Genomic DNA, 20100 nt, shown 5'->3' with positions numbered 1-20100 from the left:
CCATGTATGATGGTCGCGCAATTTGTTAACGGGGGTTTGAAATGAAGCTATTCGGGGTTCATCGCCTGATACAGGTGTCCGCCATTCTGTGTCTGACAGCATTCGCCACGCCGAGTGTTCAGGCTGACCAAAGCAAAGCCATGGATGCGATTGAAAGCTTTGACAAGGCGATGCTGTCGGTTTTTCGCCGTGGCCAGGATGCACTAACGTCTCAGACCCGACCGGTCATGGTGATCGCGCGGGATGTTACGATCCTGTCCGAGAATGGTCAGGTGTCCTTTCCCAGGGGCGCGCCAAACTATCTAATATTCAAGTCCACATCCCACGTTCTTTTAGGGATCATCGGTGCCGTCACCCCCTGGCCCGAGGAAGATGACGCTGATGCAAGGTGGAAAAAGGACTTTGCAGCCATTGCGCAAGAAATCGACACGTTGTTGCCGTCGTTGGAGGGCCTTGACCTGCCTGAAAACGAGATTTCCCGACAACGACAGATGCTTGAGGCCGCGCGCACCTTCACCAGCGGGGCGGTCAAGCACGGTACCCTCACGCGGCAGGACGTAGCAAACGCGATCAACGAGATGCGTCCGGTTTGGGCGGCCAACATGCGCCAAGCGGCTCGGGCCGAGTTGTCCACGTTACACAAGGCCGTGTCAGATGCGCGTGCCGCCGTCAGTAAAGAAGACTGGGACAAAATGTATGTCGTTCATCACGGCGGGTCCAATGTTACGGGGATCAATGTCGTGGAACTGTATCTGGAGCGGGTGATGCCGCGGAAAGTTGCGGCGGGCCAGGTCATGTTTGCGGAAAATGCACATGGCAACAAGGCGATGGCCGATTTCGTCGGCTATGAGAGAATGCAACGTCACGTAGGCGCCTGGGCTTTCGGAGATCCGAGGCGAATGGAGGTTGATCTGCTGGGATATGAGGCAGGTTCAATTCTGGATGAAATGATCCCGTCTTCTCCGCCATCGGAGTAGCATCCGGGGCTTAGTTCTTCACACGACTGCTTGAACAACCAACTATGCCGCAGCACGTCGTGAAAAGGCGCAGGCCGAACACTGTCGAGCCCGGGCCGGGACTTTCCCGGCCCTTGTTTTATCGACCTTCACGCGACCGTTTCAGCAGACGGCCGACCGTGAACGAGGTGCGGGGGGCATAGACATAATTGGTCCGTTCTTCCGGCGTTGGCCGCGATCTCATCCGAGCCAGGCCAAACCCGATCAGGAACACATGGCCCAGCGCGACAAAGGCAAACAACGCTCCGGGACCGAATTCTTGGATCAGTGTTGACGAGACATAGGGCGAGGCGATTGCGCCAAGGGCGTACCAGAACATCAGGGCCGCAGAAAGTTCGACCCGCTGTTCGGTTGTGGCAAAATCGTTGGCGTGTGCGGATGACACCGAAAAGATCGGGAATGTCGTGAAGCCGAACAGTCCTGCAGCCAGCATGACACCTACCGTGCCTGTGTCACTAGCCGCCATCGTTACCCCACAACTGAGCACCGCCGCGAAGGACAACCAGATCAGTACCCAGCGTCTGTCGTATTTGTCCGCAAGCCATCCCATCGGGTATTGCGCCAACGCCCCGCCAAGCACGAACGAGGCCAGGAAGAACGCGATCTGATCCACGCCCAGACCCACTTCTTGCCCGTATACCGGGCCGACCATCCTGAACGATGCAGAACTCAGCGCGGCCACAATAACGCCCGCCACCGCCAATGGAGAGCTGCTCCAGGCCAGTTTTGGTCGTAGTCGCGGCGCGTCGGGTGTTTTGGGCTGGCTGGCCCGGGTCAACGTCAGCGGCAGCAACGCGGCGCAGCACAGGATGGCCAGCAAATTGTACGAGACATAAGAGGCAGGCGGCAGGACTGCGATGATCAGCTGAGCGCTTAGGGACGCACCCATATCTACGATGCGATAGGTGCCCATGGCGCGCCCGCGCGTCTCGTTCGTGACCTTGGCGTTCAACCATGCCTCGATCACCGTATAGCTTCCCGCAACGCAAGTGCCCGAGGCGATCCGCAACGCGGCCCAGATATATGGATTTTCAGTCAGCGTGTGTCCGATCAGCCCCATGGCCCCCAGCGCGGTGCACACGGCAAAAGCGCGGGAATGGCCGACGTTGCCCATCAGACGCGGAGCCCACCAGCATCCCACGAAAAAACCCAGGAAATGGGCCGAACCCAGCATACCGATCTGTTCGGTGGTAAAGTTGAGCGTCAGACCGGAAATTGCGTCCAGTGGACCCACGCCGCCTGTCGACAGTTGTAGCAAAATGACAGAAAGAAACAGGGCCGCAAAGGAAATGAGTGTACGCATGATGTTCTCAACTTGACTGTCCAGGCCGGGATTTCACGCACGTTATCGACCTTGCGGAGTCGTTTTTGTCAAATCCCTTCAGTCTTTACCTTTGATTTCGGCACGAATGTCCAGCCCCACTGTGTCCTGCACCAGATCGGCATAGCCCGACGCGCCAAAATCGTGCCGGTTCAGGGCGCCGCGCAGGCGGATCGACAATTCGTTCAGGTCTTGGGTCGCAGTGCCGCGCTGACGGTACAGCGCGGCCTGCAGTGTGATCGGACGTGTGATGCCGCGCAGGGTCAGATCGCCGGTAATTTGCGCGCCGTCTGAGATTCGGCCACTTTGGCCAAGTTGAATGCGGGTCGATCTGAAACGGATGGTCGGATAGGTGCTGGCGTCCAGCACACTCGCGCTCAGCATCGGTCCTTTTGCAATGGGCATTCGGGTTCGCGCCTTGGCAACATCCATCAGGACATCGACCTTGCTGTTGGCAAGGTTTGATAGGTCAAGTGCAATGCTGGCCGACCGGATCGGCATGATGCCGGATTGCGGGATTCCAGCCAGGTCGAATGTAAAGCTGACTGTGGTTCCGTCTGTAACAAGTTCGTAAGGGCGCAGGGCCGCCTGTGCCGGGTGCGGCAGGGCTGCTGCGGCCAGACCGACCAAGACGTCGCGTCGGGTCAGGCGCGCCATGCGGTGCTGTGTTTGCATTGGAAATTAACTTGTCTGGTTAACATCGGGGCCCTGAGGTGGATTGGTTAGCTCTGACCCTCAGCTAGAGCCCGGCTTTGTGTTTGGCCAATCACATCCTTCGTGAATGGCCCGATCAGGCCGGAACATCCTGCGCTTCGGTCCGGTGCAGGTGCAGGCCCGCGCGCGGTTTGGTCTGGGTGGCTTGCCAGCTGACCGGGGGCAGGGCGCGGGCGCGGCGGCGGGTCAGAGTCCAGGAGCGGGCCTCGCCCTTGTGGTTTGCCGCCATGTGCCAGCGCGTCTCGACACCTTGCGCGCCGCCATCGCCGGGTGTCAGCAGCAGCCCGAGCGGTGCCCGCCCCATCGCGCCGCCCTGTTCTGCGGCCAGATGCATCCGTCGTACCGGTGTCAGCCCGGGCGCACCGGGCAGGTCGCCAATGATCAGCGGGATGGCCCCGCTGCGCAACGCCTCTTCCATGCACCACAGCAGGTCTTCGGCGCGGTTGGGGCGGACGAACAGGAAACGTGCGGGGTCGGCAAAAGGCATCATCCCGTCAGGGTTCAGCTGGCCGGGCTCCCACGCGGGGGAAATCCACAGCACCGGCCCCTGTGCCTGACCCGCCAGCCACATGGCAAAGCTGCGTCGGGCAGGGCCGCAGGCCTCGTGCACGCGGGCCAGTTGCAGGGTGATCTGAGGGTGCAGTTTTATCCCCGGCGCCTCGCGCGCGGGTTTGCGGCCAAGAAGGTGTGCAGACATGCCGTCAGGTTAGCATGTTCTCATTTTGTTCTCAAGATCGGATGTGATCCCGGAGTCTATTTAACGAGACAGGATCAGACGGCCATCGGCAAACTGGATGTTCGAGAAACGATGCAGATAATCCATGCCCAGAAGGGACTGATGCAGCTCGCCTTCGTTGATCCAGGCCGAGATGTTGCGGTCTACGATCGGGCCAAGCTCGAGGCTGTCCAGACGCACGGGTGCTGTCCGGACCTCTCCGTTTGCAGTGGCGGCGCGGCCAAAATAGTTCAATTGATCCGGATCAATGCCGACGCGCCTTGCGTCTGCGGAACTCAGGACAATCTGACTGGCTCCGGTATCTACGAGAAATGTAATCGGCTTTCCGTTCACCAGAACTGGCAGGTAATAGTGCCCGTCATAAGACCGGGGAACCTCAACCGTGTCGCCGGTTACGGACATCTGCGCCGAAGGACCCACGGTTGAACGGATGTCTTCCCACAGGCCCACCACAGCTATCACACCAATAAAGATGAACACCCAGGCCATCATCTGTTGCAAGGTCTTGTTCAGCGATTGCCGGTTCTGAGAGATGAACCAGGCCACCACCGCTGCGCCGAGCAGGCTCAGATACGCCAAACGTGCAATGCTGTCGCCATCCATACCGTTATCCCAACAATATTACCTGAGTGATATATGGGGATTCAGGACGCAAATCCAAAGGCCTTAAGGCCATCCAGGATGAACTGAACCGACAATGCCGCCAGCAACATGCCCAGCAGGCGGGTCAGTACGTTCAGCCCGGTCTTGCCCAGAATACGGGCCACAGCGCCGGATGTCAGATACATCACGAACACCATCGCCAGCACGACCAGCATCACACCGATGACGACGGCCAGCCCCTGTATACCGGGCTGCTGACCCGCCAGCAAAATCATCGTTGCAATCGCGCCAGGGCCTGCAATCAAAGGAATGCCCAGCGGAAAGACTGACGGATCGGGGTGTTCTTCTTCCTCGGCGCTGGTTTCACGCCGTTTTGTTCGGCGCTCAAACAGCATGTCGAGCGCTGTCAGAAACAGCAGGACGCCACCAGCGACCCGGAATGCCTCCATCGAGATACCGACAAACCCCAGAAGCGCTTCGCCAAAGGCGGCAAACATGGCCAGAATGACGCCCGCCGTCAGACACGCGCGGATTGCGATCGAGCGGCGCGTGTTCCAATCCATGCCCTGGGTCAGCGCCACAAAGATCGGTGTTTGCGCAGGCGGGTCGAGCACCACGAATAGCGTCGTGAACGCGGTAATCAGGAATGCGCTGTCTATCACTGTATGCTGCTCCGTTGCAGGTCTTGCAGGACACGCAAGGCGTCTTGCGACTGCGCTGCGGGGACATAGATGTGGTCGTGGTGATATCCCGCGACCATGTTTGCAGGTATTCCATGCCGCGCCAAAGCACCGGATACGGCGGCGGTAAGGCCTACGCCCTCCAGCGAGGAATGAACCTGCAATGTGATGCAGTGCATTGGGACCGTGTCTTGTGGCGCGCTGTCAATCGGGACGATCAGGGACAACCCCTCCGCCTCGACGCAGCTTGCACGTGTTCCGTCAGGCCAGGGTTTGTTGTCAGGCCAGACCACAAAGGCAAACGCACCAGGCTGCAAAACGGGGCGCATGCCGGAAATCATGGCATTGGTGTCCTTGACGGGTTGGGTCATGCGGATTCCGCCTGTTCTAGTCGTTCGGCGGCCGCAACCCACAAGGTCTCGGCCTTTTGCATGGCTTCGACAACTTCGGCAAATTTGCGGTTCCAGGATTCCAGATCGTTGATCCGGTCGTCTTCATACAGCGCGGGGTCAGCCAGTTTGGCCGACAGCTTCTCGTGCATGTCGCTCAACTTCTCGATCCGGTCCTCACATTTGCGCAGATCAGCGCGCAGAGCCAGCATCGCCTCGCGCGACGGGCGTTTGGGTTTGGCGGCTTGCGGCTTTTCCTTGAGCGGTTTTTCTCGGGCCAGCAGCATGGCGCGATAGGCTTCAAGGTCGCCGTCAAAGGGCTTGACCGTGCCGTCCGATACCAGCCAAAGCCGATCTGCGACCAGCGACAGCAAATGCATGTCGTGGCTGACCAGAACAACCGCGCCGGAATATTCAGTCAGCGCCTCGACCAGCGCCTCGCGACTTTCGATGTCCAAGTGGTTTGTCGGTTCGTCGAGGATCAGCATATGCGGCGCGTCAATCGTTGCGATCAGCAGCGACAGGCGGGCCTTCTGTCCGCCCGAGAGGCGGCCGACCACGGTCTCGGCCTGATCGGCGTTCAAACCGAACCCGGCCAGACGAGACCGCCACTTGCCCGGCGCCTCGTTTGGGCGCAGGCGGCGTAAGTGATCCAGCGGCGTTTCATCAACATAAAGCTCATCCACCTGATGCTGGGCGAAATAGCCGATCCGCAACTTGTTGCTGCGGGTCATTTTGCCAGCCATCAGGGGCAGGCGGTCGGACAGCAGCTTGGACAGGGTCGATTTCCCCTGACCGTTCTTGCCTAACAGCGCAATGCGGTCGTCCTGGTCGATGCGCAGGTTCAGACGTCGCAGAACCTCGGTCTCGCCATAGCCCGTCACGCCGCCTTCAATCTGGATGATGGGCGGGGACAGCTCTTCGGGTTCCGGGAACGAAAACGCGCGAAGGGCGGCCTCTTGCGGGGTCGAGACCAGCTGAATGCGCTCGATCATTTTAAGGCGCGATTGGGCCTGAACCGCCTTGGAGGCTTTGTACCTGAAACGATCCACAAAGCTTTGCAGATGGGCGATACGCGCCTTGGCCTTGGCGTTCTCGGATTCGGCCTGCGCCAGCCGCTCGGCGCGACGCTCGGCGAATTTGTCATAGGGCACCGCGTAATAGGTCAGCTTGCGGTCTTCCAGATGAAGGATCGATCCCACCGCGCGGTTCAGCAGACCCCGGTCGTGACTGATGATGATGACCGTATGCGGATATTTTGCCAGATAGCTTTCCAGCCACAGCGCACCTTCGAGGTCCAGATAGTTGGTCGGTTCGTCCAGCAGCAGCAGATCGGGTTGCGAAAACAGCACCGCCGCCAGTGCAATGCGCATCCGCCACCCGCCAGAGAAATCCGAACAGGGCCGCAACTGGTCTTCATCGTCAAAACCCAGTCCTTTCAGGATCGAAGCCGCGCGCGCCTCGGCCGACCAGGCGTTGATGTCTGCCAGACGGGTCTGGATATCGGCAATCCGCGCCGGGTCGGTAGCTGCGTCAGCCTCGGCCAACAGCGCGCTGCGTTCGGTGTCGGCGGCCAGAACCGTATTGATCAGCGAAACATCGGAGGAGGGGACTTCCTGTGCCACCCCGCCAATCCGCGCGCGACTGGGCAGCTTGATGTTGCCCGATTCCAGCGCCAGTTCCCCACGGATGAGGCGGAAGAGGGTGGTCTTGCCGGTGCCATTGCGCCCGACAAGACCCACCTTGTGGCCGTCAGGAATTGTTGCACTGGCCCCGTCGAACAGGGGGCGGCCTTCTACCGCGTAGGTTATGTCTTCGATCCGTAACATGAGCCGCTCATAACAGAGGGTGAAATTGGCCGCCAGCAGCTTGACATGTTCAGCACGGGATCAATGTGATAGCGCTGACATGTTTTCACCCGGAACGGATTGTTGAATGAGACCCGCGCGAACGCCTCCATCCCTGATCACGCTGGTCCTGATCACTGCGTTGTCGGTTCTGTCGCTGAACATGTTTCTGCCATCTCTGCCTCATATCGGCGAGGACTTGCAGGCAGATTACGGTCTCGTGAACCTGTCTGTTGCAGGGTACCTGGCGCTATCTGCGGTTTTGCAACTGATCATGGGTCCTTTGTCCGACAGGTTCGGTCGCAGGCCGGTATTGCTGAGCTGCATGGGGCTTTTCGTCATTGCCTCAATCGGCTGCGCCATGGCCCAATCAATCTGGGTGTTTCTGGGTTTCCGTATGTTGCAGGGCGCTGTTATCGCGGGGCAGGTTCTTGCGCGCGCCGCCATCCGCGACATGCATCCTCCAAATGAGGCCGCCAGCAAACTGGGTTATGTCTCGATGGCCATGGCGCTGGCACCAATGCTTGGCCCGATGCTGGGCGGAGTGCTTGAGGTGCTGTTCGGCTGGCGGGCCGGATTTGTTCTGTATTTCCTGATGGGAACAGGCCTTTTGGCGCTGGTCTGGGTCGATCTGGGCGAGACCAACACCAACACAACCGCAACATTCATGGCCCAGATTAAGCTCTATCCGCTGCTGTTCAACTCGCGACGGTTCTGGGGGTATTCATTCTGTGCCGCCTTTTCCATCGGCGGGTTCTACGCCTTCATCACCGGTGCGCCGCTTGTTGCGGCCACGTGGTTCGATCTGAACCCGGCCTTGCTGGGGCTTGGGATCGGGATCATCACGATGGGGTTCATGGCCGGCAGCTTTCTGACCGGACGGCTTGCAGCCCGCACAAGACTGAGCACCCTGATTCTTGCGGGACGAGTGATCGCTTCGGTTGGCCCCCTGATCGGCCTGATGACGTTTCTTGGGGGTGTGGGGACTGTCTGGTCCTTCTTTGGTTCCGCCGTGTTTGTCGGATTTGGGAACGGGCTGACCGTGGCCAACGCGACCGCCGGCTTGATGTCCGTACGGCCCCAGCTTGCAGGCAGCGCAGCAGGTCTTTCGGGCGCTATGACGGTGGCGTTGGGTGCGATCCTGACTTCGGCCACCGGGGTACTGGTCACCCCCGGAAACGCCCCCTTCATCGTGCTGGGGATGATGGGCGTCAGCAGTTTCGCGGGCCTTCTTGCAGTGCTCTATGTGCGCTGGATTGACCAGCGCGACCCGTTGCCCGACACGATCTGATCCGCAAAGCATCATAGTGCTTTTCTTAAGGGACAGACCATGCTAGGCGGCGCGCGATAGATTTCGGCGCGGGTCCGCGTCATATAGTAAGGAGAGGCCGACATGGCACTGGAACGCACATTCTCGATCATCAAACCCGATGCAACCCGCCGCAACCTGACTGGCAAGATCAACGCCAAGTTTGAAGAAGCCGGCCTGCGCATCGTTGCGCAAAAGCGCATCCACATGACGAAGGAACAAGCCGGCAAGTTCTACGAAGTACATGCCGAGCGTCCGTTCTATGACGAACTGTGCGAATTCATGTCGTCGGCTCCGGTTGTTGTTCAGGTTCTGGAAGGCGAAGGCGCCATTGCAAAGAACCGTGAAGTCATGGGCGCAACCAACCCTGCAGACGCAGCAGCTGGCACCATCCGCGCCGAGTTCGCCGAATCGGTTGGCGAAAACTCGGTCCACGGTTCGGACGCACCTGAGACAGCAGCGGTTGAAATCGCTTACTTCTTCTCGGGCATCGAGCTGGTCGGCTAAGCCACCACTTTGGTGAACAGATTAGGCCGCCTCCGGTTTCGGGGGCGGTTTTTTGTTCAAACTGGCTTGAGGTCATTCGACGTGATGCGCACTCCGATGGCGTCGAGGTCCGAAACCAACTTCGATTGCGGGGCGGTCTTTGTATTGGCCTTGATCGCATCGAACCTTTGACGCAGCGCTTTCTTTTCCTCGCCTTTGCAATCGTTCCAGGGGCGGCCCTGCAATCCCATGACAAGTACATAGTAGCCAATGAAATGCGGTCGTGACCCTGCGTGAAGCAGCCGGGCATACGCCGCGTCGGCCCCCAGTTCGCGCAACTCCTGCGCCGAATGAATTCCAGCGCGTGCGCATGCCTGTTCAAAGGCAGGGCCGAGGTTGCGGATGGATGAAACAGGATCTGACATGCCCAAGTCTTATCTGGACGCCGTGATGCTGTCATCCGGTTGATGGAGTGTCGCTGGCCCGAAGGATAACTCAGACGCAATGCTTGCCTGACAACCCAAGCTACGGTTTCATGGTGTCATATTGCCGTGCAGTCTCTGATATTGGAAAAGCAAGGAAACCGGTAACAATCGGTGGCCGTTTACAATATCGCGAAAGCCGGGCGGTCGAAGAAGGGTGAGCGTGCCAGAAATCATGGAAACTTTTTTGACCGATGAGCCCCGCGTACCTCTCAAGGACCGACCCTGATGGTGCAACTGGCCGGAGTGTACGTTGTTGAAGGGAAATTTGACCCGCTTGCGTTCGACAAGGGCCTGAAAGGGCTGGCCTTACGGGTTGAAGGTGGGAATTCGCCGCAGTCCTTCAACTGGCTGGATTGCCACGATCAATCGCTCAGGTCGGCAGGGTCGATCTTGCTGGAGGTCGGCGAAACACTGCGACTTTTGCAGGGCAATGCAGGATTTCCGGTTCAGAAGGGCACAGGCACGGGAAAGTTCGTTCAGGATCTATCGGACGGTCCGGTACGTGATGCATTGAACGGATTTCCAAAGCTGCGTGCATTGATGAACCTTGGTGCAGGAGATTTGGAAATCCAGGAATTTGCCGCAGTTGACAATTTGGAAAAGACGCGAGTGCGCGGCGAACTGATTTCACTGAAATCCGAAAACAGGCAGGCGACCCTGGTGCGAGTTCGTTCCCTGCGCGGATATGAACCCGCCTATGAAACGATCTGCGCAGCATTGCAGGAAATGGCCGGGGACGAAGGCGGTCTTGATGTCGTTTACCCCATCCTGTTCCCTGAAACGCCCCCGTATCAATCCAAACCTATCGTACTTTTGGGAAAAGAAGAGCCTTCAATCGAGGTTGCCGTGGATCTGATGCGCACCTTTCTGGCTGTTGCGCGGCGGAACGAAGCGGGTGTTATTGCCGACATTGATACCGAGTTTCTTCACGATTACCGCGTTTCGTTGCGGCGTGTCCGCTCGGTTCTCAGCCTGTTCAAAGGGGTCTTTTCACCTGCGCATACGAATGCCCTCAAGCGGCAATTTTCCGACCTTATGGCCCCGACCGGTCGTTTGCGGGACTTGGATGTATATCTTTTGGAAAAGGATATATATTTCAGCTTGATACCGCCCAATCTTCATGATGGTGCCGAGGCCATGTTTCGGCAATTCCAGACAGAACGTGCGCAGAATCTTTCAAGCCTGTCCCGTCGGTTCCGCAGTGCAGCCTATCAAAAGCAGATGGATGACCTTGCGGCGCTGCTTGCAGCTCCCCAGTCTTTGCAACCCGGGCCCAACGCCGAACGCGGCGCTTATCAATATGCCTGCGCCCTGATCTGGAAACGCTACCGCAAGGTTTGCAAAAGGGCGCGGCGTATATCCCCCATGACCCCGAATAAAGCGGTCCACGATCTCAGGATCGACTGTAAGAAACTCAGGTATCTTATGGAATTCTTTGCACCGCTGTTTGATGCAAAGGCATTCAAGTCGATCATCAAGCCATTGAAAAAGTTGCAAGATAATCTGGGGCGTTTCAATGACTGTTCAGTCCAGCAGGACGCGCTGCTAGGGTTTGTGACTAAACAGTCGAACACACAAGGCCGGGTGGATGCCCAAATGGCCTTGGCCGCTGGTGGGCTGATTTCGGTGCTTGATCAGCGGCAAAAATCCGAACGGGATCGTGTGATCGCCAATTTCAACCATTTTGACAGCCCGGACATCCGGCATCTTTTCCGCAGCTTGTTTCATCATAAGGGGGACTGAGGATTGAAAACCATTGCCTGTTACAGCAACAAAGGTGGTGTGGGAAAAACCGCGACCTCGGTCAATCTTGCCTATGCTTATGCGCGTTCGGGTCAAAACGTGCTGCTGTGTGATCTGGATTCCCAAGGGGCGTCAGGATTCTACCTGCGGGTAAAGCCGTCAAAAAAGCTGATTGAAACACGATTCTTCGAGGATGTGGAACGGTTTACCAAATCGATCCGCGCCAGCGACTTTGACCGGCTGGACGTCCTGCCTGCTAACCTGACCTATCGCGATTTCGATGTTTTCCTGTCGCGAATGAAAAACAGAAGATCCCGGTTGAAGAAAGCCCTGGTTGCGGCGGGCAGTGACTATGATGTGGTCATTCTGGACTGTCCGCCAAACTTTTCGACATTGTCCGAGAACGTATTCAAGGCTGCCGATCAGATTGTGGTTCCAGTCATTCCGACGACCTTGTCGGAACGGACATTCGATCAGCTGATCGGTTTTTTTGAACAGCAAAAACTGCCCAAAAAGAAGCTCAAGGCCTTCTTTTCCATGGTGCAACGGCGCAAGACCCTTCATCTGGAAACGATGGATGGAATGCGAAAGCTGTATCGCAAGAGGTTCATGAAAACGGTCATACCCTTCGCAGCCGATATTGAACGCATGGGTAAGCACCGCGCGCCTGTCAGCGTTTATGCAGGCTCGAGCGTGGCAAGTCGGGCCTACAAGGCGCTGTTTGACGAGTTGGAGGCCCTGACATGAGCACGGAAATCGAACGTAAGTTTCTGGTGGCTGAACGGCCTGATCTGACAGAAACGCGCAAGGCCTTGGTGCGGCAGGGCTATCTGACTGCGCCAGACGATTCCACCGAACTGCGGTTGCGTCAGAAGAACGACGTTCATTACCTGACACTGAAGGGAAAGGGTGCAATGGTGCGTGTGGAAAGAGAGGCTGAAATCACACCCGAACAATTCGACACCTTCTGGCCTGAGACCGAGGGCCGCAGGGTCGAAAAAGAGCGCTATACCGGGGAGTTGCCGGATGGTCGGGTGTTTGAGCTGGACGTGTTTCTGGGCGATCTTGCGCCCTTGTCTCTGGTCGAGGTCGAGTTCAAATCGGAGGCTGAAGCAGAAGGGTTCAGGCCGCCAAGCTGGTTCGGTACAGATGTGACCGGGGATAAGCGTTATAAAAACAAGATGATGGCGATTGGCGGGATTCCCGATTAACCCTTTCGCGCCAGCGTCAGTGTTGCTTCAAGCCCCGGATTGCAATTACGTGCCGAGAATTTGCCCCCATGCATGTGCGAAATTGCCGCGACCAGCGCCAGACCCAGCCCGGAATTGCGCTCGGTGCGCGCGGGATCAAGCGTGACGAATGGCAGTTGCAAACGGGGCAGGTCCTCGGGCGGAACACCGGGACCCTGGTCTCTGACGCTAAGAAGAACGTAATCCTTTATTCCGGACAAGTTTATCGTAATTTCAGACACTTCTGGCGCGTATCTCATCGCATTTTCGAGTAAGTTTGACAAAGCCTGGGACAGTAATGGGCGATGCCCCTGAATAGGCTTTGCTTCGCCGGATACTACAAGTCGGATACCCTGGTCCGCCGCGACAGGCTCGTACAGGTCCACCACGTCGCTCACCAACTGTTGCAGGTCAACTGGTTCGAACTGTTCCCGGCCCAGACCGGCCTCGGCGCGTGAAATTTCGGTCAACTGACCCAAAACCCGCAAAACGTGGTCGATTTCACCGGTCGCGCGGGCGATGTCGACTTCTCGGTCCAGATCACTCTTGCCGGGATCGGTCAAGGCTTCGATCCTTTGCCGAAGCCGCGAAAGGGGCGACCGCAAATCATGGGCAATCGAGTTTGATGTCGTGCGCAAGTTGCTGATCAGTTCTTCGATCCGGTCCAGCATGTTGTTCAGGGTGCCTGCGACCTGATCGAATTCATCCCCCGTGCCGCGAATAGGAATGCGGCGGCTCAGGTCGCCGGACACGATGTTGTCCGCGGTGTCCGCAACATCCTTGAGACGGGAAAACACCAGCCGGGTTAACAACCATCCGGTCAGCAGGCTCAGGACCAGTGCAATGGCCAGGGCCAGCGCCACTGATTGAAACAGAACGCGGTCGAATTGCTGTCTGGCGGACGCGTCCCGTCCAACCAGAAGCCTTTCACCGCCGGGCAGACGGACCGATGCCGCCGAAATCGGAACAAACTGATTGGATTCGGTTTGCCGCACCTGAAGATCGACCCAGCCGCTTCCTGCAGTCACATCGTCGGGCCATTGTGCGAGATTACCGGCAAGAGGTGTCCCAAACCTGTCTGTCAACAAATACAAAGCGTCGCGTTCGGCGGCGTTCGCAAGACGGCGATCGATGGCTGAAATCAATCCGATCATGCCGCGTCTGTCGTATTCATCCGCCAGCCCGGTCAGCTCGGCGGTTACGACCGACCGGGTTTCGCCTTCGATCGTTCTGTTTGCCGTCAAATAGACCAGTCCCAGAACGGTCGCAGTCAGCAATGTGCTGAGGATCATGCTGGCCAAAACAAGCCGCGTACGCGAATTTCGCAGGGACAGTCGCAGGTTAGCCATCAGAGATCATGTAACCGGCCCCCCGGACAGTTTCAATCAGGGGCTGGGCGTCGCCTTCATCCAACTGACGGCGGAGTTTCGAGATATGGACATCGACGACATTGGTATTGGGATCAAAGTGATAATCCCACACGCCTTCCAGCAGCATGGTGCGGGACACCACGCGGTTCTTGCGGCGCAGGAAGAATTCCAGGATCTGGAACTCGCGCGGGGTCAGGGAAATTTCACGACCGTCGCGCGTGACCTTGCGGGTCAACAGGTCCATTTCAAGGTCCCGGCAGTTCAGGGTCGGGTTTTCTTCGGCTTCCTGAGGGCGGCGCAACAATGCCTCAATCCTTGCATGCAGTTCCTGAAACGAGAATGGCTTGACCAGATAATCGTCGGCACCGGCGCGCAAGCCTTTGACGCGCTCGTCAACGGCGCTCATGGCGGTCAGCATCAGAACGGGCGTCTTCAACCCGGCGGCGCGCATGGATTTGATCAGTGACAGCCCATCAAGACCCGGCAACATTCGGTCAAGGACGACAGCGTCAAATCCTCCGTCGGTTGCGTGGTACAGCCCCTCACGGCCATCCGCCGCAGTTTCGACAACATATCCTTCTTCGCCAAACCCCTTGGCGATAAAGTCCCGTGTCTCTTCGTCATCTTCGACGATCAGAAGGCGTCTGCTCATGATCGAGGTTCCTTTCTGCCGGGATTTAAACACAAATTTCAGATAAAGCACATGCCGGGTGCGACCAGGCACACCCGGCAGTGCCGGCAGGCTGCGGACAATTCAGACCCGCCGGCGAGGCGCGCGCCAAATTTCCCCATCACGTGGCACGCGCATGTCTCAGATCAGGCGATTTCGACCGCGACGAAGATCTGGTTGCCGCCGCGATTGATCAGAACCAGCGCGGGATCAGTCTTTTCGCTGTCCAGCGCCGCCTTCAGGGCCTCCGGAGTGATGGTGTCCTGACTGCCCAGTTTGACGATGACGTCACCGCGCCGAAGCCCTGCTTTTTCAGCCGGGCTGTCCGGCGACATGTCGGTCACAACGACACCTTCGACGGATTGGTCAACGCCCATTTCGGCCCGCGCGGCATCTGTCAGCGGGGCAACTGTCACACCAAGGGATGTACCGGACAGGGTCTCGTCAACCGCCTTGTCGGGTTCCGCCGATGCGGACTGATGCTGTCCGATGGTCAGTTTGACCTGTTCTTCCTTGCCGTCGCGCAACACGGTCAGCGTGCTGTCCGTGCCGACCTTGGTCGTGCCGACAAGAAGCGGAAGCTCGCTGCTGGAATCGACGCTCTGGTCATTGAAGCTGAGGATCACGTCGCCTTGCTGCAGGGCGCCTTCCGCGGGGCTGCCGGGTACGACATCCGACACAAGTGCGCCTGCTGACGAATCGATCCCCAATGCGGCCGCGAGTTCGGGGCTTACGTTCTGGATCGAGACACCCAACCAGCCGCGGCTTACCTGACCATCATCCAAAAGGTCGGCGGTGATGTGTTCGACGATATTCGAGGTTACGGCAAAGCCCAGACCGACCGAGCCGCCGCTGGGTGAGTAGATGGCCGAGTTCACGCCGATGACTTCGCCTTCCATGTTGAACAGCGGGCCGCCCGAGTTGCCTTTGTTGATGGCCGCGTCCGTCTGGATGAATTCAGCATATGGCCCTTGCGAGATGTTGCGGCCTTTGGCCGAAACGATACCGGTGGTCACGGTCGAATGCAGACCGAACGGATTGCCGATAGCGACCACGTCTTCACCGACGCGGATTACTTCACTATCGCCCATCTTGACGGCCTGCAGGTCCTCGCCCGCGTCGATTTTCAGAACGGCGATATCGGTCAGGGGGTCTGTCCCCACGATCTCGGCTTCGAAGGTTCGGTCATCGCTCAGACGGACCGTAACCGTGGCGGCATTGTCTACGACATGGTGGTTGGTGACGATGTAGCCGTCCTCATCCAGCACAAATCCCGAACCCAGCCCCTGGGTCGGGCCGCGTTGGGGGGCGTCGAAACCTTCAGGCATGCCGAAGCGCTTGAAGAACTCACCGAACGGGTGGCCTTCGAAATCAAACTCTTTTCCCTGAACCGGGGTAGGGGCGGCCTGTTGTTTGGCGATAATGGTCACGACCGATGGCGAAACGGATTCGACCAGGTCTGCCAGGGCTTCATCGGCCAACGACGGCAGGGCGGTCGAGGCCAGCATGGTTGCGCCCAGGGCGCTGGCCCCGATCCAGCCAGACGTTCGTGGCAAAAGAAGCGAGGATTTTCGGATGCTCATTTAGTTCTCCTGTTAACATCACGCGGTTACACCCGCGCGTTGAGACAGAAGATGCCGCTTCAGGTTTGGGCTTTCATGATCGCGAGATTAAGAAATCTTAATTCAGCCACATTCGGGCCTTCCTTTGTTACCAATCAGGTCAACCGATACCGGTCGTGAAAAGGGATCGCAGCTCACGAATCGGTGTATTGTTGCCAAAATCGCTGTCAATGGATGAAAACTGGTGAATTGAATCTGTTTGGTAAACAAAGGGGTCGCGCAAAGTTGTGCGGATCAGTAAATCGCTTTCAGGTTGTGAAGAGATATTATCTACTGACTAGACCTGAGTGTAACGCATTTTCTTTTAGCTGTTATTGATCACTCCAAGCAATCATAAAACACCGATTTGTAACTTGGCCATAAGAGCGTGATCGCGTTAAAGTTGAGTTTCAATAAGCGAGATGTTGCGCAAAAACTACCTGACTTCTTCGAAATTAACCGCTTCTTCCAATTTTAGATTGTTTGAAAGGGTTGGATAAGCGACGATGAAATTGTCCAAGCGAGGGGGAGCCAGAAGCACTAGGGGGTGCTGAAGGCTTACTCAGTACCAGAAGCGCTGAGCGGCATGTTAACGAGGGGGTCTTGTTTAGGTTCGGCAGCGTAATACCCGATAGCCTTGTAAGGTGGTTGGGTCGCGCTTTTGGAATTGGTGAAAAGTGGTAGTCTTGCTTTTGGGCAACCGGCCCGGTCGACAACGACCGGGCCGCGTCTATTTCTAGGGCTGTGTTTTGCGCCATTCGTCCCAGTCTTCGGGCGTATCCAGATCCAGCAGCGCGTTGTGTCCGGGCAAGCGGTGCAGATGAACCCTGTCGGAATGTGCACGCACAACGGATTGCGCGCCTTCATCGCCCTTGAGCTGGCTCAGTAACGAAAAAAGCTTGTGGTCGAAAATGACAGGGTGCCCCGGCTTTCCGTTTTCCGTTGCACCACGCCAGATCAGTTTGTCCGGATGAGCTGTGACACAGGCCGCGACCGCCTCCAGATCATTGCCTGTTAATTCCGGAAGGTCCGCCAGCAGAACCATGACGGCTTTGGCTTCGGCTGGGATTGCGGCCATGGCACCGCGCAGGCTGGCGTTCATGCCTTCATCGGCATCCGGGATTTCCACCGCATGAATATCGAGTCCCTTCAAGACACCGTAACGCGGATGCGGGGCGGGAGGCAGCGCAACGAAGACCGGCCCGACTGCCAACGCAGCCCGGGCCGAGCGGCGCAACAAAGGGATGCCATCGACATCCTGCATCAGCTTGTCTGCACCGCCCATGCGGCTGGATTGCCCTGCGGCCAGAAGAATGACGGGTATCTGAATCATTCCGCCATCATGCTGGGGCTGCAGCCCCGAGTCATCCCCGCATCCGCGCGCCATCCGCATCGAACAGCGGTTTTGAGATCACGTGCGCCTTGCGCATCTGGCCAAGTATTTCGATTTCAACTTCAAGTCCGTCATGGGCGCGGTCGGCGGGCAGAAACCCCAGGGCGATAGATTTACCGGCGTAATGTGAATACCCGCCGGATGTGCAGAACCCGACAACTCCGTTGTCCAGCCAGATCGGCTCGTATGCGTTTACATCCGTGTCATCCGCATCGACTTCAAAGGCTACAAGTTGGCGTGTGACACCGGCTTCCTTTTCGCGCTCGGCTGCCGTGCGGCCAATGAAATCATTGTTTTTTGCAAAGGAGATGAACCGATCCAGTCCGGTTTCCGCAGCAGTGTAATCCGGTGAAAACTCACGCATCCACGAGCCGAAAAACTTGTCCAGACGCAGGCTCATCATCGCGCGCATACCAAACGGCACCATTCCAAAAGATTGCCCAGCTTGCCACAAGGTCTGCCACAACTGCCGCTGGGCCATCGGATAGCAAAATACCTCGTACCCCAGATCGCCGGTATAGCTGACCCTCTGAACAATGCAGTCGGTCATGCCCACCGTCATGCGGCGTACATCCATGAACTTCAGGCCTGATACGTCGTCCCGCGTACAGGCTGCCAGAACATCGCGGGCCAGGGGGCCCGCGACCTGAAATCCGTTCAGGCGATCGCTGATGTTTTCAATCTCGACATTTCCGGTTTGGTTCTGCCGGAACCAACGCATGTGAAACGCCTGGCTGCCGTAAGAGGCGGTCAGTTGAAATTCTGTTTCACCCAGACAGGAAATGGTGAAGTCACCGATCAGTTTTCCTTTGGGAGAAAGCATCGGAGACAGGGACAGCCGCCCGGTCTGCGGAATCCGTCCCGCCATGATCCGGTCCAGCCAGGCCCGGGCATCTGGTCCTGTGACGCGGTATTTGCCGAAGTTGTGAACCTCGTTGATACCCACCGCTTCACGAACCGCGCGCACCTCGCGGCCGGTGGCCTCGAATGCGTCAGAACGACGGAAAGACGGGGTTTCGTGGTCAGGTTCATCGCCCTGGGCAAAGTAGTTGGGAACTTCCAGCCCGAATTGCTGCCCCCAGACCGCGCCCATGTTGCTGAAAATGTCATACATCGGTGTGGTTCGGTTTGGACGCGCAGCGGGCAGTTCCTCGTTCGGGTAGGCGACGCTGAACCTTTTTTGATAGTTTTCGATCACCTTCGGGCGGGTGTAGCCGGGGCTTATCCAATCGCCAAAGCGGGCAACGTCCATGGCAAAGACGTCCCGTTCGGGTTCGCCTTCGATCATCCACTGCGCCAGCGTCAGGCCAACGCCACCGCCCTGGCTGAATCCGGCCATCACGCCGCAAGCTGACCAGTAGTTGCGCATGCCCGGCACCGGCCCGACCAGAGGGTTCCCGTCAGGTGCAAAGGTGAACGGGCCGTGGATCACGGATTTCACGCCCGCTTCGGCCAGAACGGGGAAGCGTTTATAGGCAAATTCGATACTGTCAGTGATTTTGTCATAATCATCGGGCAGCAATTCGTGGCCGAACTCCCACGGGGTTCCGTCCACGGCCCAAGGCTTGCAGGGCTGTTCATAGAAACCGATGCAAAGACCGCGTCCTTCCTGCCGCAGATAGCTTTCGCCAGCGGGGTCCATCACATGCGGGTGTTCGCCGCCTGCGTCAATGATTGCTTCGATCTGCGGGATCGAGTCGGTAACGAGATACTGGTGCTCCATCGGATGCAGCGGGAAATAGATACCCGCCATCGCCCCGACCTCGCGGGCCCACAAGCCGCCAGCGTTGACAATATGTTCGGCGTGGATCGTACCCTTGTCGGTGACGACATCCCATGTGCCGTCAGATCGTTGCCGGGTTTCCCGGACCATGCAATGGGTTTCGATCGTGGCCCCGCCCATCCGGGCCGCCTTGGCATAGGCATGGGTCGTACCGGACGGGTCCAGATGCCCGTCGAGCGGATCATACAGCGCGCCGATGATGCCTTCGGTGTTGGTGATCGGCGCAATCTTGCGGATTTCTTCGGGCCCGACGATTTCAGTGTCCAGTCCCATGAACCGATGTTTGGCCCGTTCAGCCAGAAGCATGTCAAACCGGTCCTGATTATCGGCAAGCGTGACTCCACCCACGTGATGCAGCCCACAGGACATGCCTGTGATCTCTTCCAGCTCTTTGTACAGGCGGATGGTGTAGCCCTGAAGGGCAGCCATATTGGTGTCGCCGTTCAGTGTGTGAAACCCCCCGGCCGCGTGCCAGGTGGATCCGCTGGTCAACTCTGACCGTTCCAGCAGCATAACATCTGACCACCCAAGTTTGGTCAGGTGGTACAGGACCGAGCATCCGACGACACCGCCGCCGATCACGGCAACCCGGGTTGTGAGATTCATGATTTGCTCCACAAGGTTTTATGCCAGTCTGTATCGGCGGGCAGGGGATGCAACGCCAAATACGACATTGGGTGTCGCTTGGGCACGCAAACAATCGATTGCGTTGGGAGGCCGGACTC

The 20100-nt window shown here is 57.9% G+C and carries 19 protein-coding genes; 6 read left to right on the top strand and 13 right to left on the bottom strand.

All coding sequences use genetic code 11. From position 1 onward, the window contains the following. Positions 1-41 precede the first annotated feature (41 nt). Complete coding sequence (locus ACR0JW_RS03165) at positions 42-977, top strand: hypothetical protein (protein ID WP_170676751.1); 936 nt, start codon at positions 42-44, stop codon at positions 975-977. A 118-nt stretch (positions 978-1095) separates the two neighbouring features. On the opposite strand, the gene ACR0JW_RS03160 is transcribed toward ACR0JW_RS03165, so the two are convergent. From ACR0JW_RS03160 to ACR0JW_RS03130, 7 genes are all read right to left on the bottom strand, one after another. After that, positions 1096-2319, bottom strand: coding sequence for an MFS transporter (locus ACR0JW_RS03160; protein WP_170676753.1), 1224 nt, complete (start codon positions 2317-2319; stop codon positions 1096-1098). Between the two features lie 78 nt (positions 2320-2397). Beyond that, a complete protein-coding gene (locus tag ACR0JW_RS03155) occupies positions 2398-2994 on the bottom strand; it encodes a YceI family protein (protein ID WP_170676755.1) in 597 nt (198 codons plus the stop codon). Between the two features lie 133 nt (positions 2995-3127). Beyond that, a complete protein-coding gene (locus ACR0JW_RS03150) occupies positions 3128-3748 on the bottom strand; it encodes an ImuA family protein (RefSeq protein ID WP_170676757.1) in 621 nt (206 codons plus the stop codon). 60 nt (positions 3749-3808) lie between these two features. Next, positions 3809-4390, bottom strand: coding sequence for a TIGR02281 family clan AA aspartic protease (locus ACR0JW_RS03145; protein WP_170676758.1), 582 nt, complete (start codon positions 4388-4390; stop codon positions 3809-3811). A gap of 41 nt (positions 4391-4431) precedes the next feature. Next, positions 4432-5052, bottom strand: a complete 621-nt coding sequence (locus tag ACR0JW_RS03140; RefSeq protein ID WP_170616279.1) for a MarC family protein — start codon at positions 5050-5052, stop codon at positions 4432-4434. Next, positions 5049-5441, bottom strand: coding sequence for an ACT domain-containing protein (locus ACR0JW_RS03135; protein WP_480713571.1), 393 nt, complete (start codon positions 5439-5441; stop codon positions 5049-5051). Before ACR0JW_RS03135 ends, ACR0JW_RS03140 begins: the two co-directional genes overlap by 4 nt. Next, positions 5438-7288, bottom strand: a complete 1851-nt coding sequence (locus ACR0JW_RS03130; RefSeq protein ID WP_170676762.1) for an ABC-F family ATP-binding cassette domain-containing protein — start codon at positions 7286-7288, stop codon at positions 5438-5440. The genes ACR0JW_RS03135 and ACR0JW_RS03130 overlap by 4 nt, the downstream gene beginning before the upstream one ends. A 106-nt stretch (positions 7289-7394) precedes the next feature. Here ACR0JW_RS03130 and ACR0JW_RS03125 point away from each other — a divergent pair, with 106 nt between their 5' ends. Together ACR0JW_RS03125 and ndk are read left to right on the top strand one after the other, a co-directional pair. Then, positions 7395-8597, top strand: a complete 1203-nt coding sequence (locus ACR0JW_RS03125) for a multidrug effflux MFS transporter (protein WP_170676764.1) — start codon at positions 7395-7397, stop codon at positions 8595-8597. A 102-nt stretch (positions 8598-8699) separates the two neighbouring features. Further along, a complete protein-coding gene (gene ndk, locus ACR0JW_RS03120) occupies positions 8700-9122 on the top strand; it encodes a nucleoside-diphosphate kinase (RefSeq protein WP_155143779.1) in 423 nt (140 codons plus the stop codon). Positions 9123-9178: 56 nt separating this feature from the next. Here the strand turns inward: ndk and ACR0JW_RS03115 are convergent, their stop codons facing one another. Beyond that, positions 9179-9526, bottom strand: coding sequence for a TfoX/Sxy family protein (locus tag ACR0JW_RS03115; RefSeq protein WP_170616287.1), 348 nt, complete (start codon positions 9524-9526; stop codon positions 9179-9181). Positions 9527-9811: 285 nt separating this feature from the next. Between ACR0JW_RS03115 and ACR0JW_RS03110 the strand changes: the two genes are divergently transcribed. Genes ACR0JW_RS03110 through ACR0JW_RS03100 form a run of 3 tightly spaced genes read left to right on the top strand, consistent with a single transcriptional unit; the run spans position 9812 to position 12540 of the window. Further along, the gene (locus ACR0JW_RS03110; RefSeq protein ID WP_170676766.1) at positions 9812-11329 is read left to right on the top strand and encodes a CHAD domain-containing protein; all 1518 of its coding nucleotides are present in this window, start codon (positions 9812-9814) and stop codon (positions 11327-11329) included. A 3-nt stretch (positions 11330-11332) separates the two neighbouring features. After that, complete coding sequence (locus ACR0JW_RS03105) at positions 11333-12076, top strand: AAA family ATPase (RefSeq protein WP_170676768.1); 744 nt, start codon at positions 11333-11335, stop codon at positions 12074-12076. Continuing rightward, complete coding sequence (locus ACR0JW_RS03100) at positions 12073-12540, top strand: CYTH domain-containing protein (RefSeq protein ID WP_170676770.1); 468 nt, start codon at positions 12073-12075, stop codon at positions 12538-12540. The genes ACR0JW_RS03105 and ACR0JW_RS03100 overlap by 4 nt, the downstream gene beginning before the upstream one ends. Here the strand turns inward: ACR0JW_RS03100 and ACR0JW_RS03095 are convergent. From ACR0JW_RS03095 to ACR0JW_RS03075, 5 genes are all read right to left on the bottom strand, one after another. Further along, positions 12537-13907, bottom strand: a complete 1371-nt coding sequence (locus tag ACR0JW_RS03095; RefSeq protein ID WP_170676772.1) for a sensor histidine kinase — start codon at positions 13905-13907, stop codon at positions 12537-12539. The two genes, ACR0JW_RS03100 and ACR0JW_RS03095, sit on opposite strands and share 4 nt — an antisense overlap. After that, positions 13900-14580, bottom strand: a complete 681-nt coding sequence (locus ACR0JW_RS03090; RefSeq protein ID WP_170616300.1) for a response regulator transcription factor — start codon at positions 14578-14580, stop codon at positions 13900-13902. Before ACR0JW_RS03090 ends, ACR0JW_RS03095 begins: the two co-directional genes overlap by 8 nt. Before the next feature lie 164 nt (positions 14581-14744). Next, a complete protein-coding gene (locus ACR0JW_RS03085; RefSeq protein WP_170676774.1) occupies positions 14745-16181 on the bottom strand; it encodes a DegQ family serine endoprotease in 1437 nt (478 codons plus the stop codon). Positions 16182-16935: 754 nt separating this feature from the next. Further along, a complete protein-coding gene (locus tag ACR0JW_RS03080; RefSeq protein WP_170676776.1) occupies positions 16936-17532 on the bottom strand; it encodes a nucleotidyltransferase family protein in 597 nt (198 codons plus the stop codon). 31 nt (positions 17533-17563) lie between these two features. Beyond that, positions 17564-19981, bottom strand: coding sequence for a GcvT family protein (locus tag ACR0JW_RS03075; RefSeq protein WP_170676779.1), 2418 nt, complete (start codon positions 19979-19981; stop codon positions 17564-17566). Positions 19982-20100: the final 119 nt, after the last annotated feature.

The organism is Ruegeria sp. BG6, from assembly GCF_056538465.1.
The sequence above is the reverse complement of the archived record's forward strand: the minus strand, read 5'-3'. Positions and strand labels throughout refer to the sequence as shown.

Coding starts and splice junctions, on each gene's coding strand:
- ACR0JW_RS03165 (WP_170676751.1), top strand. CDS start 42: ATGAAGCTATTCGGGGTTCATCGCCTGATACAGGTGTCCGCCATTCTG.
- ACR0JW_RS03160 (WP_170676753.1), bottom strand. CDS start 2,319: ATGCGTACACTCATTTCCTTTGCGGCCCTGTTTCTTTCTGTCATTTTG.
- ACR0JW_RS03155 (WP_170676755.1), bottom strand. CDS start 2,994: ATGGCGCGCCTGACCCGACGCGACGTCTTGGTCGGTCTGGCCGCAGCA.
- ACR0JW_RS03150 (WP_170676757.1), bottom strand. CDS start 3,748: ATGTCTGCACACCTTCTTGGCCGCAAACCCGCGCGCGAGGCGCCGGGG.
- ACR0JW_RS03145 (WP_170676758.1), bottom strand. CDS start 4,390: ATGGATGGCGACAGCATTGCACGTTTGGCGTATCTGAGCCTGCTCGGC.
- ACR0JW_RS03135 (WP_480713571.1), bottom strand. CDS start 5,441: ATGACCCAACCCGTCAAGGACACCAATGCCATGATTTCCGGCATGCGC.
- ACR0JW_RS03130 (WP_170676762.1), bottom strand. CDS start 7,288: ATGTTACGGATCGAAGACATAACCTACGCGGTAGAAGGCCGCCCCCTG.
- ACR0JW_RS03125 (WP_170676764.1), top strand. CDS start 7,395: ATGAGACCCGCGCGAACGCCTCCATCCCTGATCACGCTGGTCCTGATC.
- ndk (WP_155143779.1), top strand. CDS start 8,700: ATGGCACTGGAACGCACATTCTCGATCATCAAACCCGATGCAACCCGC.
- ACR0JW_RS03115 (WP_170616287.1), bottom strand. CDS start 9,526: ATGTCAGATCCTGTTTCATCCATCCGCAACCTCGGCCCTGCCTTTGAA.
- ACR0JW_RS03110 (WP_170676766.1), top strand. CDS start 9,812: ATGGTGCAACTGGCCGGAGTGTACGTTGTTGAAGGGAAATTTGACCCG.
- ACR0JW_RS03100 (WP_170676770.1), top strand. CDS start 12,073: ATGAGCACGGAAATCGAACGTAAGTTTCTGGTGGCTGAACGGCCTGAT.
- ACR0JW_RS03095 (WP_170676772.1), bottom strand. CDS start 13,907: ATGGCTAACCTGCGACTGTCCCTGCGAAATTCGCGTACGCGGCTTGTT.
- ACR0JW_RS03090 (WP_170616300.1), bottom strand. CDS start 14,580: ATGAGCAGACGCCTTCTGATCGTCGAAGATGACGAAGAGACACGGGAC.
- ACR0JW_RS03085 (WP_170676774.1), bottom strand. CDS start 16,181: ATGAGCATCCGAAAATCCTCGCTTCTTTTGCCACGAACGTCTGGCTGG.
- ACR0JW_RS03080 (WP_170676776.1), bottom strand. CDS start 17,532: ATGATTCAGATACCCGTCATTCTTCTGGCCGCAGGGCAATCCAGCCGC.
- ACR0JW_RS03075 (WP_170676779.1), bottom strand. CDS start 19,981: ATGAATCTCACAACCCGGGTTGCCGTGATCGGCGGCGGTGTCGTCGGA.